At 70.4% G+C, this 16,403-nt stretch carries 20 protein-coding genes; 9 read left to right on the top strand and 11 right to left on the bottom strand.

Going from position 1 to position 16,403, the window contains the following annotated elements; genetic code table 11:
- Positions 1-100 precede the first annotated feature (100 nt).
- Both AQJ54_RS11715 and AQJ54_RS11710 read left to right on the top strand, forming a co-directional pair.
- Entirely contained in the window at positions 101-787 is a 687-nt protein-coding gene (locus tag AQJ54_RS11715; protein WP_062236657.1) for a maleylpyruvate isomerase family mycothiol-dependent enzyme, read from the top strand.
- A gap of 10 nt (positions 788-797) precedes the next feature.
- A complete protein-coding gene (locus tag AQJ54_RS11710; RefSeq protein WP_062236655.1) occupies positions 798-1,454 on the top strand; it encodes an MBL fold metallo-hydrolase in 657 nt (218 codons plus the stop codon).
- Between the two features lie 98 nt (positions 1,455-1,552).
- Here the strand turns inward: AQJ54_RS11710 and AQJ54_RS11705 are convergent, their stop codons facing one another.
- From AQJ54_RS11705 to AQJ54_RS11680, 6 genes are all read right to left on the bottom strand, one after another.
- Positions 1,553-2,416 carry a PhzF family phenazine biosynthesis protein gene (locus AQJ54_RS11705; protein WP_062236652.1) on the bottom strand — a complete coding sequence of 288 codons (864 nt, stop codon included), beginning with the start codon at positions 2,414-2,416 and terminating at the stop codon, positions 1,553-1,555.
- A 20-nt stretch (positions 2,417-2,436) separates the two neighbouring features.
- Positions 2,437-3,363, bottom strand: coding sequence for a class I SAM-dependent methyltransferase (locus AQJ54_RS11700; RefSeq protein ID WP_063806408.1), 927 nt, complete (start codon positions 3,361-3,363; stop codon positions 2,437-2,439).
- 99 nt (positions 3,364-3,462) lie between these two features.
- On the bottom strand, positions 3,463-3,891 hold the full coding sequence (locus AQJ54_RS11695; RefSeq protein ID WP_062236649.1) for an HGxxPAAW family protein: 429 nt from the start codon (positions 3,889-3,891) through the stop codon (positions 3,463-3,465).
- Positions 3,888-4,292, bottom strand: coding sequence for a winged helix-turn-helix transcriptional regulator (locus AQJ54_RS11690; RefSeq protein ID WP_062236646.1), 405 nt, complete (start codon positions 4,290-4,292; stop codon positions 3,888-3,890). Before AQJ54_RS11690 ends, AQJ54_RS11695 begins: the two co-directional genes overlap by 4 nt.
- 89 nt (positions 4,293-4,381) lie before the next feature.
- Positions 4,382-5,962, bottom strand: coding sequence for an MFS transporter (locus tag AQJ54_RS11685; protein WP_063806407.1), 1,581 nt, complete (start codon positions 5,960-5,962; stop codon positions 4,382-4,384).
- A gap of 67 nt (positions 5,963-6,029) precedes the next feature.
- Positions 6,030-6,260, bottom strand: a complete 231-nt coding sequence (locus AQJ54_RS11680) for a hypothetical protein (RefSeq protein WP_062236642.1) — start codon at positions 6,258-6,260, stop codon at positions 6,030-6,032.
- A 283-nt stretch (positions 6,261-6,543) separates the two neighbouring features.
- On the opposite strand from AQJ54_RS11680, the gene AQJ54_RS46370 reads away from it, so the two are divergent.
- Together AQJ54_RS46370 and AQJ54_RS11670 are read left to right on the top strand one after the other, a co-directional pair.
- Entirely contained in the window at positions 6,544-6,828 is a 285-nt protein-coding gene (locus AQJ54_RS46370; RefSeq protein WP_062236639.1) for a response regulator transcription factor, read from the top strand.
- A 93-nt stretch (positions 6,829-6,921) separates the two neighbouring features.
- Positions 6,922-7,110, top strand: coding sequence for a hypothetical protein (locus AQJ54_RS11670; protein WP_246091202.1), 189 nt, complete (start codon positions 6,922-6,924; stop codon positions 7,108-7,110).
- A gap of 23 nt (positions 7,111-7,133) precedes the next feature.
- Here the strand turns inward: AQJ54_RS11670 and AQJ54_RS11665 are convergent, their stop codons facing one another.
- A complete protein-coding gene (locus AQJ54_RS11665; protein WP_062236631.1) occupies positions 7,134-8,264 on the bottom strand; it encodes an FAD-dependent oxidoreductase in 1,131 nt (376 codons plus the stop codon).
- 120 nt (positions 8,265-8,384) lie between these two features.
- On the opposite strand from AQJ54_RS11665, the gene AQJ54_RS11660 reads away from it, so the two are divergent.
- From AQJ54_RS11660 to AQJ54_RS11645, 4 genes are all read left to right on the top strand, one after another.
- Positions 8,385-8,966: a TetR/AcrR family transcriptional regulator gene (locus AQJ54_RS11660; protein ID WP_062236628.1), complete on the top strand. Its 582-nt coding sequence runs from the start codon at positions 8,385-8,387 to the stop codon at positions 8,964-8,966.
- A 379-nt stretch (positions 8,967-9,345) separates the two neighbouring features.
- The gene (locus tag AQJ54_RS11655) at positions 9,346-10,230 is read left to right on the top strand and encodes an ABC transporter substrate-binding protein (protein ID WP_062236612.1); all 885 of its coding nucleotides are present in this window, start codon (positions 9,346-9,348) and stop codon (positions 10,228-10,230) included.
- Complete coding sequence (locus tag AQJ54_RS11650) at positions 10,227-11,117, top strand: amino acid ABC transporter permease (protein ID WP_062024511.1); 891 nt, start codon at positions 10,227-10,229, stop codon at positions 11,115-11,117. The genes AQJ54_RS11655 and AQJ54_RS11650 overlap by 4 nt, the downstream gene beginning before the upstream one ends.
- A complete protein-coding gene (locus AQJ54_RS11645) occupies positions 11,114-11,872 on the top strand; it encodes an amino acid ABC transporter ATP-binding protein (RefSeq protein ID WP_282959628.1) in 759 nt (252 codons plus the stop codon). Before AQJ54_RS11650 ends, AQJ54_RS11645 begins: the two co-directional genes overlap by 4 nt.
- A gap of 45 nt (positions 11,873-11,917) precedes the next feature.
- Here AQJ54_RS11645 and aroQ read toward each other — a convergent pair whose 3' ends face one another.
- Positions 11,918-12,391 carry a type II 3-dehydroquinate dehydratase gene (gene aroQ, locus AQJ54_RS11640; protein WP_062024513.1) on the bottom strand — a complete coding sequence of 158 codons (474 nt, stop codon included), beginning with the start codon at positions 12,389-12,391 and terminating at the stop codon, positions 11,918-11,920.
- 80 nt (positions 12,392-12,471) lie between these two features.
- On the opposite strand from aroQ, the gene AQJ54_RS11635 reads away from it, so the two are divergent.
- A complete protein-coding gene (locus AQJ54_RS11635; RefSeq protein ID WP_062236610.1) occupies positions 12,472-13,518 on the top strand; it encodes a S66 family peptidase in 1,047 nt (348 codons plus the stop codon).
- Positions 13,519-13,673: 155 nt separating this feature from the next.
- Here AQJ54_RS11635 and AQJ54_RS11630 read toward each other — a convergent pair whose 3' ends face one another.
- The 3 genes from AQJ54_RS11630 to AQJ54_RS11620 all read right to left on the bottom strand — a co-directional run bounded on the left by AQJ54_RS11630 (position 13,674) and on the right by AQJ54_RS11620 (position 16,199).
- A complete protein-coding gene (locus AQJ54_RS11630; protein WP_062024517.1) occupies positions 13,674-14,729 on the bottom strand; it encodes a calcium:cation antiporter in 1,056 nt (351 codons plus the stop codon).
- A 35-nt stretch (positions 14,730-14,764) separates the two neighbouring features.
- Positions 14,765-15,067 carry a hypothetical protein gene (locus AQJ54_RS11625; RefSeq protein ID WP_062236607.1) on the bottom strand — a complete coding sequence of 101 codons (303 nt, stop codon included), beginning with the start codon at positions 15,065-15,067 and terminating at the stop codon, positions 14,765-14,767.
- A gap of 130 nt (positions 15,068-15,197) precedes the next feature.
- Entirely contained in the window at positions 15,198-16,199 is a 1,002-nt protein-coding gene (locus AQJ54_RS11620; protein WP_107121044.1) for a TerC/Alx family metal homeostasis membrane protein, read from the bottom strand.
- Between the last annotated feature and the right edge of the window lie 204 nt (positions 16,200-16,403).

Genomic DNA, 16,403 nt, shown 5'->3' with positions numbered 1-16,403 from the left:
CATGCCCGACGCCGCTTCCGACCATATAGCACGTGCATTCGATTTACGGCACAGCTTCACCACCTTCACCCAAAGGTGTGGCGGAGCTAGGGTCAGCACCATGACTGATCACGCTCATGACCTGGAGTCTGTACGTGCTGCGACCGAGCGGCTGCTGACCGCAGCCGCCAAGATGGACAACGCGGCCGTGACGCAGTCGTCACGGCTTCCGGGCTGGAGCCGCGGCCATGTCCTCGCCCATCTCTCCCGCAACGCCGACGCCCTCGTGAACGTGCTGCGGGGCCGGCCCATGTACTCCTCGGCCGAGGCGCGCGACGCCGACATCGAGCGCGACGCCCCCCGGCCCCTCGACGTCCAGCTCGCCGACCTGCGCGACAGCGCCGCCCGCTTCCAGGAGGCGGGGGCGGAGCCCGCGGACTGGTCGCGCACGGTCGAGCTGCGGAACGGGGTCACCGACGCGGCGGCCCGGGTGCCGTTCCGGAGGTGGGTCGAGGTCGAGCTGCACCACGTGGACCTGGGGATCGGGTACGAGCTGGAGGACCTGCCCGGGGAGTTCGCGGAACGGGAGATCGTGTTCCTCACCGAGCGCTTCTCCGGCCACCCCGACGTCCCGGCCACCAGCCTGGCGGACGGCACGCACGCGTGGAGCACCGGTCGCGCCGCCGACGCTCCTGAGGTCAGCGTCGAGGGCACCGCCGCCGACCTCCTCGGCTGGCTCGCCGGCCGCCGCGACGGCTCCGCGCTGACGGTCCACGGCGGCCCCCTCCCCCTGCTGCCCCCGCTATAGGCTGGCCGTCATGACGTACAGCGGACAGGTGACGGTCGGCGGGCCCGCCGACGTGCACGAGCTCAAGGACCTGATGATCACCAAGATCGCGGTCGGCCCGATGAACAACAACGCCTATCTGCTGCGCTGCCGGGCCACCGACGAGCAGCTCCTGATCGACGCCGCCAACGAGGCGGAGACCCTGCTCGGCACCATCGGCGCCGACGGCATCGCGTCCGTCGTCACCACGCACCAGCACGGCGACCACTGGCAGGCGCTCGCGGAGGTCGTCGCGGCCACACACGCGCGTACGTACGCCGGGCGGGCGGATGCCGAGGGCATCCCCGTCCCCACCGACGTCCCGGTCGACGACGGGGACGTCATCCGGGTGGGGCGCGTGGAACTCACCGCGCGCCACCTGGTCGGGCACACACCGGGCTCGATCGCCCTCGTCTACGACGACCCGCACGGGCACCCCCACGTGTTCACCGGGGACTGCCTCTTCCCGGGCGGCGTGGGCAACACCCGCAAGGACCCGGAGGCGTTCGCCAGTCTGATCCACGACGTAGAGACGAAGATCTTCGACGTGCTGCCGGACGAGACCTGGGTGTACCCGGGCCACGGGCACGACACGACACTGGGCGCGGAGCGGCCCCACCTCGCGGAGTGGCGCGCACGGGGCTGGTGATGTGATCCATGGGCCCGCCGGCCACGCGGCCGCAGGTCCTCGTCCCCGGGATCGCGGAGGCATGGTCGGCGTCGACGCCCGCGGTTCCGCGCAGAGGCTCAAGCGGGTAGCTCCCTGAGGTGCCCTTCGGCAACGAACGCCACCTCGCCGCCAACCCTCACCGAACGGATGTCCTGCCCTTCGCCGTGGGCGCTGACCGCCATCTTGCCTGCGCGGCCGGTGAGGCGCCCCTGGTGGAGAGTGACGGTCTCTCCGTCGCCGATCCGGCCGTGTCGGCGCAGATAGGCGGCCGCGCACCCACCGCCGGATCCTGTGACCACATCTTCCAGGTTGCCGTCGTTGGTCCAGTGGCGTCCTTCCAGTGCCGTGGCGTCGAGCAGGTAGGCGAAGTGAGCACCAAGCGCAGCGAGGGGGGCTTCGAGATCCTGGGCGATCCGGGCACGGCCGAGTGCGTCGCCGCGCACAGGGACGACGAGGTACCTCAGCCCCGTTGAAAGCACTTCTGGAGGAAGCTCCGGGTCCAGGTCCTCCGCGTCCAAGGAGAACCAGGCGGCCAGGTCCGGGATATGGGGGCGGCCGAGAAATACGGCGGGGCCCTGGTCGAGAACTGCGGTGTAGCGGCCCGTTGCGCGGCGTCGGGTGATGACGTCGACCGTTCGGGCTCTCAGCTTCAGGCGCCAGGTCTCCGTGTCATCGGCGTCGTGCAGAGCGTGCAGGACGCATGCCGCACCGATGAGGGGGTGGCCCGCGAAGTCGAGTTCCCCGGCGAGGTCGAAGACGCGCGCACCCCAGGTCCGCTCATGGGCGGGGTGGCGGGTGAGGAAGACCGATTCGAAATGGCGCATCTCCTGGGTGATGCGTGTCATCTGCTTCCCGCTGAGCCCCACGGAGTCGGGGAACACCGCCAGGCTGTTGCCGCTGTAGGGCTGGGAACTGAAAACGTCGACGTGCAGGTAGTGCATATGTCGGACCCTCCGGTCTGTCACAGGCTCGGGGACGTCGTGCCCTCTGCCGGGCGGGGCCTTCGGGGGTCGGCGTCACTCGGGTGTCCGCCGGATGCGGGCCGGAGAGCTGCGCCGAGCGAGTACAGGACAGGTAGGTACGTGTCGCTGAACGGGAAGCGGTACAGGCCGTCCGGGCCCCGCGGCAGGATGTGCCGCCCGTCGGTCTCGGTTTCCGTGTGCTCGCCCAGGCGCTCCACGACCAGCCCCGCCGAAGCGGCCGCCGTCACGATCTCGCCGACCGAATACGGATACTGGGTGGACTTCTTCGGCTCGACGGGAGCGTCGGCGTGGGCGTAGGTGCCCATCATCTCGTGCCGCGGTGCGCCGCCACCGTAGGGCCAGTCGGCGACGAGGGGGTCGATCGTGAGCACCGTCTGGAAGACGGGGTGCAGGTCCACGAGGACCATTCGGCCGCCCGGCCGCAGCGCTGTCGCGGCACCGCCCATCCAGGCGTCGAGGTCCCCGATCCAGGACAGGACCCCGTAGGTGGCGACGACCAGGTCGAACCTGCCTGCCAGATCGTCGGGGAGGCGCTGGGTGTCCGCCTCCACGAACTCCGCGGCCAGACCGGTCTGTTCCGCCAGGCTTCGGGCCCGTGCGATCGCCGTGGAGGAGAAGTCCACGCCGGTGACGCGTGCGCCCAGGCGCGCCCAGTTCAGGGTGTCCATCCCGAAGTGGCATTGCAGGTGGAGGAGATCCTTGCCGGCCACGTCGCCCGCGAGTTCCCGCTCGATCCGTCGCAGGGTCTGCCCTCCGCCGAGGAATGCCCGCACGTCGTACGACCGGTCCTCAGGGTCGGTTCCGTGGAATTCGGCGAGGTCGTCCCAGAGGGCCCGGTTGGCCGCGAGGCCGTCCCGGGCCGCCGTGCCGTCATGTACGCCATCAGGTGTGTCCTCCGCGGTCATTGCAGGTCTCTCCTTCGCTTTTGTCTCTGTTCCGAGGTCGCTGTTCCGAGGTCTCTGTTCCGAGGTCGCTTGCCGACGGCCAGGTCGGCGGCGCGGCCGTCAGAGGAGCGTCCGGTTCTCTGCCGCAGGCCCTGCTGCCTGGACGCCCGGGGTGTGGGGGCGTCGGCGCGGCGACGGCAGGGTGGTCCCTGCGGACGTCGGCGGTGCGCTCTTCGCCACCGCCTCGGCTCGTCTTCCGGCGAGGCGGCACCCCAAGCAGTCCGGGTGCCCCTGCCGGGCGCCGAGGTCCTTCACCCGCCAGTCCCACTGGTCGGCCGGGCGGGGGCCGCTGGGCTTCCCCCAGCCCGTCAGGTGGAGGAGCCAGGTGACGATCGCGGCCAGGGCGATCACTGCGACGCCGGAGATCACCAAGGCCGCGGACCCTGCGACGACGCCGAGACCTGCGAGGCTGAAACCGACCAGCGCGACGGCTGTTCCGGTCCAGCCGGCGACCGTATGACCCAGGTCGACGTTGTCGTGTGCGCTCATGTTCCGTTCCAGGTCTGTGGAAGCGTTCCCTCGGAGGCCTGCGCAGAGAGGTGGTCCTGTGCCCACACGGTCAGGGCGGCCAGGGGGATGAGGAGTGCCTTGCCGTGGGCTGCGAGGGTGTAGACGGTGGGTGCGGGGGCGCCCGGGTGGTCGGTTCGGGTCACCAGGCCGAGGGCGGTCATCTCCCGGAGGCGCCGGGTGAGCAGGCCGTCGCTGAGGCCGGGTACGCGCTCGTGAATGAGGTGGAGGTCGGCCGGGCCCTTGGCCAGGGCCGTGATGACGAGCCCGGTGCCGCGTGTGCCGAGGAGGGCGAAGGCGCGGGCGAGGGCTTCCAGTGGCTCTGGCAACTGGTCGGGGTCGGGGTCGGGTTGGTGCGCTGTCCGGGGACGCAGCGGGGTCATGTCGGTTCCCTTCCCGGTGCGGCGCGCGGGACGGATCGTGGACCCTTGCGCCGCCCGTGGTGGTGGATGTGTCCGGCGGCCGGCCGCTGCTACGCCGTCGCCCGCGCCGTGTCGCGGTCCGCGCCGTCGGTCTGTGTCGCCACGGCGGCCGTGCCCGGTTTGCCGTTTCGGCGCAGCAGAAGGGTGACGACGACGGCGGCCAGGAGGGTGGTTGCGGCGCCGCTGATGAGTGCGAGGTGCATTCCGGAGGCGAAGGCGTCACGGGCCCGTTCGATCAGCGCGGGGTTGCCCGTGGCGTGGCCTATGTGGTTGGCGGCGGCGAGGGAGGAGCGTGCCGCGTGCGCGACCGGGGCGGGGAGCCCGCCGGTGTCGAGCTCGTCGCGGTACTGGGCGCTCATGAGGCTGCCGAGGACGGCGATGCCCAGGGCGCCGCCGAGTTCGCGCGAGAGGTCGTTGACGGCGGATCCCACGTTCTGCAGACGGGGCGGCAGTGCGTCGGTGATCGCCGCGGTGGCCGGCGTGGTGGCCAGGCCCATGCCCGCACCGAGCGGCACCAGCCCGCCGGCGACCAGCCAGTACGAACTGCCGGCGTCGAGCTGGGCCAGCACGACCAGGCCGGTGGTGACCAGGAGAAGGCCGACGGTCCAGGGCCCGCGGGCGCCTCGCCGGGCGACCAGGCGCGGGGCGAGCCGGGCGCTGGGGATCATCGCCGCGGACATCGGCAGCACACTGACGGCGGCCATCAGGGCACTGTCACCGCGCACCAGTTGGAGGTACTGCATGGTGACGAAGATGAACCCGAAGAAGGCGAAGAACTGGAGGGTGGTCGAGACCGATCCGGCCGCGAACGCCTTGTGGCGGAACAGCCTCGGGTCGAGCAGGGGATGCGGGTGCCTGAGTTCCCAGGCGACGAAGGCGGCCAGGACGAGGAGCCCGAGGGCCATACCGACCAGGGTCCGTGTGCTGCCCCAGCCGTGCTCGGGCGCCTCGATCACCGAGTAGACCAGCGCCCCCAGCCCCGCGACGGTGAGAGCCGCTCCGACCACGTCCACCCGGTGCCTGCCCGGCTGTGCGGATTCCGGGACGAAGAAGTGGGTGCCGATGAACGCCACTGCGGCCATCACCGCGTTCAGCCAGAACACCGACCGCCACGACCACACCTCCAGCAGCAGACCGGAGGCGAACAGCCCCAGCGCCGCGCTCGCGCCCGCGACCGCCGCCCAGACACTGATGGCACGCGCCAGCTGATCGCGGGGGAACGTACTGGTGATGGTGGACAAGGTGGCGGGCATGACGAACGCGGCGGCCACACCGAGCAGGGCACGCAGGGTGATCAGGATGCCCGGTTCGTCCGTGAAGGTCGCGGCGAACGATATCGCTGCGAACAGTCCGACGCCGCCGAGCAGGGCCTTGCGACGGCCGAAGCGGTCACCGAGGGTCGCGGCGAACAGCAGCAGTGAGGCGAAGATCAGACTGTAGGAGTCGATGATCCAGGACAGCTGGGTCTGGTTGGCGTGCGTCTCCCGGGCGACGTCGGGCAGCGCCACGCTCAGCGACGCCATGGCCGAGACGACGGTGGCAAGGGCCAGGCAGGTCACTGCCAGAACGGCGCCGGGACGCAAGGCGCGCACCGGGCCTGCGACCGGGCCCGTGACGGGTGATGCGGGCATGGGGAATCTCCTTCTGTACGAGAACTGGTGGTCGGGCGGCGCTTGAGACTCGCCGCCCGGGCAAAGGTCAGCTGGTGACGACGTCGTCGAGGCTGCGGCGGGGGCTGAGGCCCGGTGTGCGCTCGGGGTGGCCGATGCGGAAGGAGAGCAGGCCGGTCGAGGCGGGGCGACCGAGCAGGGCGGCCCAGCGGGCGGAGAAGACGTCGGGGTGGCCGGCCGCGGTGTCGCGGTCGATGCGTTCGGTGATCTGGTTCATGTGGTGCAGGCCGAGGCGGAGCGTGGTTGCGGTGAAGTGCATCCGGGCAAGAGCCGTCGCACCGCGCAGGTCAACGGCGGGAGGCCAGCACCCCGGGGCTCGCCGCGCTGCGTATCGCCGCCGGCCGGCTTCGCCACCTGAACGGCGACGTGGAGGGGGCCGCGGTCCTCTGCGCCGTGCCGTCGCCCTCGCAGAGCTCCATCCGCGGCCGACGACGCTGTTTCTGGGCCTGCTGTACCTCGCTGACGCCGAGCTCGGCCGCGGCGACCGGCCCGCCGCCCGCGCCGCCCTGGCGTGGGCCCGCGAGGTGGTGGAGGAGGAGCCGGTGAGCACCTACGCGAAGCGGCGGCTCGAGGAGAGCGAGGCGCGGCTGGGCCGGGCCGGCGCCCGTACCGCCGTACGTTCCGGTGTCCTCGCGGAGGAGCTGACCGACCGTGAGTTGTCGATCCTGCGGGCGCTGCAGGGACCGGCGACCCAGCGGGAGATCGGGGCGGCGATGTTCCTGTCGATCAACACGGTCAAGGCGTACAACAAGAGCCTGTACCGCAAGCTCGGCGTCGCCTCCCGGCACGACGCCGTGGCAGCGGGACGCGAACTGGGCTTGATCTGACCCCACCCCGGGTGCTTCTCCGCGCAGGTGGTGCGCGGCCACCCGCGCGGCGGGTTCGCTGTGCGCATGGCCCCTCCCCCCTACGAGTTCAGAATGCGCGGACCGATCTCCCGCACCGTGCTGGACGTGATCCGGACCAGGTTCGATCACGTGTCGACACCGGGCGCGGACGGCACCGTACTGGTGGTCCACCACGTCGACCAGGCATCGGTACGCGCCCTGCTGACCCTGCTGTGGGACACCGGCCACCACGTGCTGGCCTTCGAGGAGAAGACGGCCTGAGAAGTCTCCGAAGAACATGTGCGCTAGCGGTAGTTGAGTTCGGCGAGTTCGGTGGCGAGCTTCTTCGGCAGTGCGGTGTGACCGAGCAGGGGGAGCATTGTGTTGCGTGCCCCACGGACCATGGGGTTGCGCGTGGTGGCGACGCGGGTCATCCGGTGGGTGAAGGAGACCACCCGCTGGGCGACGGGGCGGCGCTGCGCCTCGTAACCGTCGAGCTGCCCGGTGGCGAACGCCCGACCGAGGGCGTGACCGTCCTGGATGCCGGTGTTCATCCCCTGGCCCCCGGCCGGGCTGTGCACGTGGGCGGCGTCGCCGGCCAGCAGCAGGCGCCCCGCCCGGTAGTGGTCGGCGACCCGGTGGTGCACCCGGAACCTCGACGACCATGCCAGCCCGCTGATCCGGGCCTGACCGGGGGCACGCTCGTCGAGCAGACGCTGGACGAAGTCGATGTCCGGTGCCGGGGGCGCGTCGTCCACGGTGGCGACCACCCGGTAGTGACCGCCGGGCAGCGGGGCGACGACGGTGAGGCCCGCGGTGCCGAAGGTGAGCGAGACCTCGACGGGGCCCGGAGCCCAGTCCATCACCACGTCGGCGAGCACGAAGGACTCGGCGTAGGCGTTGCCGGTGAAACCGATGCCGGCCGCTTGGCGCACGGTGCTGTGCATGCCGTCGGCCCCGACGGCGTACGCGGCGCGCAGGGTCTCGCCGGTGGTCATGGTGAGGGTCACGCCGTCCTCGTCCTGGACGACGGAGGCGACCTCGTAGGGGCGGTGCACGTCACCGCCGAGTGCGCGCAGCCGGTCCAGCAGCACGGCCTCGGTCTCGTACTGAGGGACCATCAGCGTGTACGGGTGGGGTGTGGGCAGCCTGTCGAACGGCACGGTCAGCAGCCTGCGGGCGCCGTCGCGGACGGCGAACCGGGTGACCTGGACGCCTCGCGCGATCAGCTCCTCGGAGGCTCCCAGCTCGTCCAGGACCTCCAGGGTGCGTGCGTGGACGACCGCGGCACGCGAGGTGTTCGCCCCCTCGGCCAGCCGGTCCAGGACGACGTGGTCGATGCCGGCCGAGGCGAGCGTGACGGCGAGCGCGAGCCCGGTCGGGCCACCGCCCACGATGGCGACCTCCGTGCGGGCGGGGAGTGCGGTGGTGTTCATGTCGTTCTTCCTCCTGGGCGCGTCAACATCTGTTTGCCAACGATTGTTGGCCAACGTTCGTTGACATGATGCTCGACCTCTCACTGGAAAGTCAACACGTGTTGGCCTACAGTCGTTGGCATGACGCAGTCCGCCAAGATCACCAGTACCGACAGACGTTCGGATCGCACCAAGGCCGCGATCCTGCGCGCCGCACGCGAACGATTCGCAGCCCAGGGCTACGAACGCACCGCCATCCGAGCCGTGGCCTCCGACGCCGGCATCGACCCCTCGATGGTCATGCGCTACTTCGGGAACAAGGCCCAGCTCTTCGACGCGGCACTCGCCATCGACCTGCGCCTGCCGGACCTCACGGGCGTCCCGGCGGACCGGCTCGCCCAAGCCCTGGTGCGGCACTTCCTCGAACGCTGGGAGGGCGACCCGGCCGATGACGCACTGCTCGTCCTGATGCGGTCGGCGGTCACCAACGAACAGGCCGCCGCGCGGATGCACGAGATCTTCGCGACGCAGGTCGCCCCTGCGCTGGCCGCCGCCCTGGGCCCAGAAGCAGCCGCACAGCGCGCGGGCTTGGTCTCCGCGCAGCTCCTCGGCCTCGGGCTCACCCGCTACCTGCTGCGCCTCCCGGCAGTGACGGCCCTGACACCGGACGAGATCGAAAGAGGACTGGCCCCGGCCGTCCAGGCCGTACTCGACCCTGCGTAAGGCCGCTCCCCTACCGCCATCGCGCGCGCCCGGTCGACGCGCCGGATGCTGCGGCGAGTGTCACGACCCTGGGCGCGGAGTGGTGAACGCCGGGGCGTGCAAGGGAGGTTGTGCGCGCCCCGTGTGAACTCTTCGCACACGCCGGCGGCACACACGCGCTCCCGGCACAGGTGGTTGCGCAGTCAACTGGGGGCAGCCCCGCACAGGATGACGGCTCCTGCGCGGTAAGGGCCGCCGGTCTTTCGATCCCCGCCCTCGGCCGGCGGCCCAGGCAACCTGTCCGAAAACTGTTCACAAAAACGCAACACCCGTTCCCAATATACGGACAATTGCCTTTGTGACCTCGACAAACGGGACAGTGGACTGTCACTCTCCCGCCATGCACCCTGCCCCTCGCGCCCTGCGCCGCGCCGTCGCCGCGGCATCCATAGCCCTGCTCGCCACCGCCGTCGGCTGCGCCCCGCAGCCCGAGGACGACGCGAGCGCCAAGGCCTCGGCGCCGACCGGTAACGCCTGCGCCAAGGGCAAGCTGGCCACGAAGACCTCCGGCAAGCTGACGGTCGCGACCGACGAGCCCGCGTACGAGCCGTGGTTCAAGGACGACAAGCCGGCGAACGGCAAGGGCTTCGAGTCCGCCGTCGCCTATGCCGTGGCCAAGCAGCTCGGCTACGACCGGAGCGCGGTCGTCTGGCAGAGCGTCCCCTTCAACAAGGCCTTCGCGCCCGGGGAGAAGACCTTCGACTTCGACATCAACCAGGTGTCGATCAGCGCCGAGCGCAAGAAGGCCGTGGACTTCTCCTCCGGCTACTACGACGTGCGGCAGGCCGTCATCGCGCTCAAGGGCACCAAGGCCGCCAAGGCGAAGAGCATCGCGGACCTGAAGGGCCTCAAGCTCGGCGCCCAGGTCGGCACAACCAGCCTGAACTACATCCAGGACGTGGTGAAGCCGACGCAGGAGGCCGCCGCGTACGCCAAGAACGACCAGGCGAAGTCCGCACTGGAGAACAAGCAGGTGGACGCCATCGTCGTCGACCTGCCCACCGCCTTCTACATCACCGCGGCCGAGGTGACGGACGGCACGATCGTCGGGCAGTTCGAGAACCAGGGCGGCACGCCCGAGCAGTTCGGGCTCGTGCTCGACAAGGGCAGCTCCCTCACCTCCTGCGTGACGGCCGCCGTGGACGCGCTCCGCAAGGACGGCACGCTCGCCGAGCTGGAGCAGCAGTGGCTGTCGGACGCCGTCGACGCCCCGGTCCTCAAGTGACGCTCACGAAGGACGAGACCGGCCAGGAGAGCGGGGGCGACTCCTACACGCCGTCGCAGCGGCGGATCGAGCGGGAGGCGTTCAAGCGTGCCCGCTCCCGCCGCGCGACGGCGATCGCCGCGGTCTCGACCCTGGTCACCGCCGTCGTCCTCTACCTGGTCGTCGTCAACGCGCCGGGCTGGCCGCGCACCAAGGAGACGTTCTTCAACGGGCAGTACGCGCGCGAGGCGTTCCCGAAAGTCCTCGAAGGACTGTGGCTGAACGTCCGGCTGCTGTTCGTCTGCGGGGCGGCCGTCCTGGTGCTCGGCATGCTCATCGCCATCGCCCGCACCCTGCGCGGTCCGGTGTTCTTCCCGCTGCGCTTCCTGGCCGCCGCCTACACGGACTTCTTCCGCGGCCTCCCGCTCATCATCAACCTGATGATCGTCGTCCTGGGCGTCCCGGCGCTGCGGCTCCAGGGCGTGACGGTCGACCCGGTGTGGCTGGGCGGCACGGCCCTCACGCTGACGTACTCGGCGTACGTGGCCGAGGTGTTCCGCGCGGGCATCGAGTCCGTGCATCCCTCGCAGCGCGCCGCGGCCCGCTCGCTCGGCCTGTCCAACCGGCAGGCGCTGCGGTACGTGGTGCTTCCGCAGGCGGTGCGCCGCCAGGTGCCGCCGCTGCTGAACGACCTGGTGTCCCTCCAGAAGGACACCGGCCTGGTGTCGATCGGCGGCGCGATCGACGCCGTACGGGCCGCCGACATCATCGTCGGACGCAGCCTCAACTACACGCCGTACATCGTCGCGGGCCTGGTGTTCGTGGCGCTGACCATCCCGATGACCCGCTTCACGGACTGGGTGACGGCACGGATGGACCGCCGGCGGGCGCAGGGAGGGATCGCATGAGCGACACGGACGCGCCGGTGCTGCGGATGGAGTCCGTCCGCAAGACCTTCGGCGACTCGGTCGTCCTGCGGGACGTCGACCTGGAGGTCGCCCCGCACACGGTGACCGCCCTGATCGGCGCCTCCGGCTCCGGCAAGTCGACCCTGCTGCGCTGCGCCAACCTCCTGGAGGAGATCGACGACGGCGCGATCTGGCTGGACGGTGAGGAGATCACCGACCCGCGGGCCGACCAGGACGCGGTACGGCGCCGTATCGGCGTGGTGTTCCAGGCGTACAACCTCTTCCCGCACATGACCGTGCTGGAGAACATCACGCTGGCCCCGCGGCGGGTGCACGGCGTGGCCCGCGCGGAGGCCGAGCAGCACGCCAGGGAGCTGCTGGAGCGGCTCGGGCTCGGTGGGAAGGCGGACGAGTACCCGGACCGGCTCAGCGGCGGTCAGCAGCAGCGGGTGGCGATCGTGCGGGCCCTGGCCGTACGGCCTCGGCTGCTCCTCCTCGACGAGATCACCGCGGCACTCGACCCCGAGCTGGTCGGCGAGGTCCTGAACGTGGTGCGCGACCTCAAGGGCGAGGGCATGACCATGGTGCTGGCCACCCACGAGATGGGCTTCGCGCGGGAGGTCGCCGACCAGGTTTGTTTTCTGGACTCGGGGGTCGTCCACGAGCGCGGCACCGCCGAACAGATCTTCGGCGAACCTCAGCAGGAGCGCACGCAGCGGTTCCTGGGGCGGATCGTGGAGGCGGGGCGGCTGTAGGCAGGTGTAAGAGGCGCCCGCCATTGCGGGCGCCCCTTACATGTCCTACGCCTCGGCCCGCGCCGGCCCCGCCAGCGCGGCGACCCGCTCCACGCCGAAGACGTACCCCTGCACCCCGCACCCCGCGATGACCCCGTCCGCGCGCAGCGAGACGTAGGAGTGGTGCCGGAAGGCCTCGCGCCGGTGGATGTTGGAGATGTGCACCTCCAGCACCGGCATCCCGTCACAGGTGTTGAGGGCGTCCAGGATCGCGACCGAGGTGTGCGAGTAGGCGCCGGGGTTGATGACGATCCCGCAGTGGTTCAGCCGTGCCTCGTGGATCCAGTCGACGAGTTCGCCCTCGTGGTTGGACTGCCGGAAGTCGACCGTGCCGCCGTGCGCGGCCGCCGCCTCGGTGCACAGGGCCTCGACGTCGGCCAGCGTCTCCTTGCCGTAGATCTCCGGCTGCCGCTGCCCCAGCAGGTTCAGGTTGGGGCCGTTGAGGATCATGATCGGGGCGTTGGCCAGGGTGCGGGGCACGGTTCCTCCGGTGCGGGTGGGCTGCTCGTCCCCGGTTTATCACGGTGCGAGGCGGGCGGTGCCGCCCGTACCCTCCCGGCATGACCACGCTCTCGTACCCCTCCAAGCCCGTACCCGGCGACCGGATCGCCGTCGTCTCCCCCGGCTCCGGCCTTCCCGGGCTCTTCCCTCGTCCCTTCGAGCTCGGGCTGGAGCGGCTCCGCAAGGAGTACGGGCTGGAGCCGGTCGAGTACCCGACGACCCGCAAGATGGGCTCCACGCCCCAGGAGCGCGCCGCCGACCTCCACGCGGCCTTCGCCGACCCGGACGTCAAGGCGGTCATGGCCTCCATCGGCGGTGACGACCAGATCACCGTGCTGCCGTTCCTGGACCGGGAGTTGATCCGGGCGAACCCCAAGCCGTTCTTCGGGATGAGCGACAACACCAACCTGCTCGCGTACCTGTACGCCACCGGCATCGTCAGCTATCACGGTGCGACGGTGATGACCGCGCTCGGCCGGCCGGTGGCCATGGATCCGCTGACCGCCGACTCCCTGCGGGCGGCTCTGTTCACCTCCGGCCCGTACGAACTCACCGCCGCGGCACGCTGGAACGACGTCAACCGCGACTGGGCCGACCCCGCCACCTTCGACGCGGAACCCGAGACCCGCCCCGGCAACGGCTGGACCTGGGTGAACGCCGACCGGGTGGTGGAGGGCCGTGCCTGGGGCGGCTGTCTGGAGATCCTCGGCTGGCTGCTGATGGCCGACCGTGAGATCGCGCGCGATCTCGGTGAGTACGACGGCGGCGTGCTGCTCCTGGAGACCTCCGAGGAGATGCCGAGCGACATCGAGGTCTTCCGCACGCTGCGGAACATGGGCGAACGCGGGCTGCTGCAACGCTTCTCCGCGCTGCTGATGGGCCGCCCCAAGACCTGGTCCTTCGAGCGCCCCAACAGCCCCGAGGAGGCGGATCGTTACGCCGCCGACCAGCGGGAGGCCGTCCTGCGCGCCATGCGCATATATGCCCCCCACACCACCATCGTCTTCGACGTGGACTACGGCCACACCGATCCCCAACTCGTCATCCCCTACGGCGGCCTCGTCCGCGTCGACGGCCCCGCCCGGCGCATCGCCGTCACCTATTGATGCCACCCGCGCGCCCCCGTGGATGCCGGCCGCTTCGGGTGGTTCGCGCGCTGCTCAGCCCCGGGTGCTTCGCGTCGCTGCCGGACACACGGCCGGTGCCCCCGGTGGTGCCGGATCCGGCTCTGGACTCGACGGGTCGACGCGGGCTCCGGGTGCTACGGATTGATGGCCAGCTCCAGATAGGCCGCGAACAGCACCAGGTGGACGCCGCCCTGGAGCGGGGTGGCCCGGCCCGGGACCACGGTCAGCGAGCTCACCACGACGGTCAGGGCCAGCAGCACCATGTGGGTGGCACCCAGGCCGAGGACGAGCGGTCCGGAGAGCCACACGGACGCCAGGGCGACCGCGGGGATGGTCAGGCCGATGCTGGCCATGGCGGAACCGAGGGCGAGGTTGAGGCTGGTCTGCACCCGGTCCCGGCGGGCGGAGCGCAGGGCCGCGATCGTCTCGGGGAGCAGCACCAGCAGGGCGATGATCACACCGACGACGGCGTGCGGGAGGCCCGCCTTGGCCACCCCGGACTCGATGGTCGGCGAGACGCCCTTGGCGAGGCCGACCACGCCGATCAGGGCCAGCCCCAGCAGACCCAGGCTGATCAGCGCGGTCCGGGCGGTGGGGACCTCGGCGTGGTCGTCGGCCGTGATCAGCTCGCCCTGGTGGGTGATCGGGAGGAAGTAGTCGCGGTGCCGCACGGTCTGGGTCGCCACGAACAGGCCGTAGAGCACCAGCGAGGACAGCGCGGCGAAGGTCAGCTGTGTGGTGGAGAACTCCGGGCCCGGTTTGCTGGTCGTGAAGGTCGGCAGGACCAGGCTGAGGGTGGCCAGGGTGGCGACCGTGGCGAGGGCGGCGCCGGTGCCCTCGGGGTTGAAGACGGCGGTGCCGTGGCGCAGTGAGGCCACCAGGAGGCTGATGCCGACGATGCCGTTGCAGGTGATCATCACGGCCGCGAACACGGTGTCCCTGGCCAGGGTGGAACTCTTGTCGCCGCCGTCGGCCATCAGGGTGACGATCAGGGCGACCTCGATGATGGTGACGGCGACGGCGAGAACGAGCGAGCCGAAGGGTTCACCGACCCGGTGGGCCACCACCTCGGCGTGGTGCACGGCCGCGAGCACGGCTCCGGCGAGCACCAGGGTCACGAGCGCCACGACCGCGCCGGGCAGATCGCGACCCCAGGTGAACACCAGCAGGACGACCGCGAGCCCGGGCACGACGGACGTCCAGCGTTGAACCAGTTGAGCCCGCACTACTTGAGGTCGCCCGATTCCAGGACGTCGCAGTTGGTGTACACGCGCTCGCCGAAGCTCAGCGCGCCCAGCTGTTCCGCCAGTTTGCTCGTCTCGGGGTCGGCGCTGTTGCGCATGGCCTCCTCGTACGACTCGAACTCGATCACCGCCAGGTAGTGGTTGGGCTTGTCGCGGTCCTTCAGGAGCATGCGGTGGGTGGGGCCGCCCGTCCGGCCCTCGTTGCGCTGCCCCGCCTCCTCCATCAGCTGCTGCATCTCCTCCAGGCGCTCGGTCGCGAAGCCGATGATCTGCACGAACTTCATGGGGTCTCCAGCCGGCCACGGCGTCCCCGGGCCGGGGTACGCGCTCCTCGACCAAACAAGCACCGGGAGCGGTGACCGGCAATTCGCCGCGCACTGCTCCCGGTGGTGGTTCTTCCTACGCCGACCGGGGTCAGGCCTCGATGCTGTCCTTCGGAGCGCCTTCGCTCTCCGCTCGCGCCGCCTCGGCCGCCGCCTGCTTCCTGGAGGCACGGAGGCTGGTGAGCGTGGTCACGATCAGGACCGAGCAGATCACGCCGAGGGAGACCGGAATGCTGATCTCGGGGACGTGGACCCCGGACTCGTGCAGGGCGTGCAGCACCAGCTTGACGCCGATGAAGCCGAGGATGATCGACAGGCCGTAGCTGAGGTGGACCAGCTTCTTCAGCAGGCCGCCGATGAGGAAGTACAGCTGGCGCAGACCCATCAGGGCGAACGCGTTGGCCGTGAAGACGATGTACGGGTCCTGGGTCAGGCCGAAGATCGCGGGGATCGAGTCGAGCGCGAAGAGCACGTCGGTGGTGCCGATGGCGAGCATCACGACCAGCATCGGGGTCATGACCCGCTTGCCGTTCTCCTCGATCCACAGCTTGGTGCCGTGGTAGCGGTCAGCGACACCGAACCGGCGCTCAGCGGCCTTGAGCAGCTTGTTCTCCTCGAACTCCTCGTCCTCCTCGTCGGCGCGGGCCTCCTGGATGAGCTTCCAGGCGGTCCAGATGAGGAAGGCGCCGAAGATGTAGAACACCCAGGCGAAGCTGGCGAGGATCGCGGCGCCGGCGGCGATGAAGATCGCGCGCAGCACCAGGGCTATGAGGACACCGACGAGCAGGACCCGCTGCTGGTACTGCGAGGGCACCGCGAACTTCGCCATGATCAGGACGAAGACGAAGAGGTTGTCCACGCTCAGGGACTTCTCGGTGATGAAGCCCGCGAAGAACTCTCCGCCGGCCTGGCCACCGCCGAAGATCAGCAGTCCGAGGCCGAAGAGTCCGGCCAGGGCGATCCAGACGACGGTCCAGATGCCCGCTTCCTTGATGGACACGTCGTGCGGCTTGCGGCCGATGAAGAAGTCGACCGCGATGAGGGCGGCGAGGCCCACGACGGTCAGGACCCACAGGGTCACGGAAACGTCCACAGTTCCTCCGGCAATACGTAACGGCAAGTAACCAGCGTCGTCGCGCTGCCGGAGGTCTCCTCCACCCACGGTGGGTCGACGCCCCGGGATCAGGCCTGATCCGTATTGACGGGTACGCCGCAGTCGACAGGGAGTACTCCCCTCCGTGCCCTCAACGGTACCCAATCACCAAGGAAAGGTAAAGGGATTGGCAAAGTAAAAGTC

The organism is Streptomyces griseorubiginosus (assembly GCF_001514195.1).
Classification (GTDB): Bacteria; Actinomycetota; Actinomycetes; order Streptomycetales; family Streptomycetaceae; genus Streptomyces; species Streptomyces griseorubiginosus.
Note: the sequence above shows the minus strand (reverse complement) of the source record. Positions and strands in the feature narration are given on the sequence as shown.

Coding starts and splice junctions, on each gene's coding strand:
- AQJ54_RS11715 (WP_062236657.1), top strand. CDS start 101: ATGACTGATCACGCTCATGACCTGGAGTCTGTACGTGCTGCGACCGAG.
- AQJ54_RS11710 (WP_062236655.1), top strand. CDS start 798: ATGACGTACAGCGGACAGGTGACGGTCGGCGGGCCCGCCGACGTGCAC.
- AQJ54_RS11705 (WP_062236652.1), bottom strand. CDS start 2,416: ATGCACTACCTGCACGTCGACGTTTTCAGTTCCCAGCCCTACAGCGGC.
- AQJ54_RS11700 (WP_063806408.1), bottom strand. CDS start 3,363: ATGACCGCGGAGGACACACCTGATGGCGTACATGACGGCACGGCGGCC.
- AQJ54_RS11695 (WP_062236649.1), bottom strand. CDS start 3,891: ATGAGCGCACACGACAACGTCGACCTGGGTCATACGGTCGCCGGCTGG.
- AQJ54_RS11690 (WP_062236646.1), bottom strand. CDS start 4,292: ATGACCCCGCTGCGTCCCCGGACAGCGCACCAACCCGACCCCGACCCC.
- AQJ54_RS11685 (WP_063806407.1), bottom strand. CDS start 5,962: ATGCCCGCATCACCCGTCACGGGCCCGGTCGCAGGCCCGGTGCGCGCC.
- AQJ54_RS11680 (WP_062236642.1), bottom strand. CDS start 6,260: ATGCACTTCACCGCAACCACGCTCCGCCTCGGCCTGCACCACATGAAC.
- AQJ54_RS11670 (WP_246091202.1), top strand. CDS start 6,922: ATGCGCGGACCGATCTCCCGCACCGTGCTGGACGTGATCCGGACCAGG.
- AQJ54_RS11665 (WP_062236631.1), bottom strand. CDS start 8,264: ATGAACACCACCGCACTCCCCGCCCGCACGGAGGTCGCCATCGTGGGC.
- AQJ54_RS11660 (WP_062236628.1), top strand. CDS start 8,385: ATGACGCAGTCCGCCAAGATCACCAGTACCGACAGACGTTCGGATCGC.
- AQJ54_RS11655 (WP_062236612.1), top strand. CDS start 9,346: ATGCACCCTGCCCCTCGCGCCCTGCGCCGCGCCGTCGCCGCGGCATCC.
- AQJ54_RS11645 (WP_282959628.1), top strand. CDS start 11,114: ATGAGCGACACGGACGCGCCGGTGCTGCGGATGGAGTCCGTCCGCAAG.
- AQJ54_RS11635 (WP_062236610.1), top strand. CDS start 12,472: ATGACCACGCTCTCGTACCCCTCCAAGCCCGTACCCGGCGACCGGATC.
- AQJ54_RS11625 (WP_062236607.1), bottom strand. CDS start 15,067: ATGAAGTTCGTGCAGATCATCGGCTTCGCGACCGAGCGCCTGGAGGAG.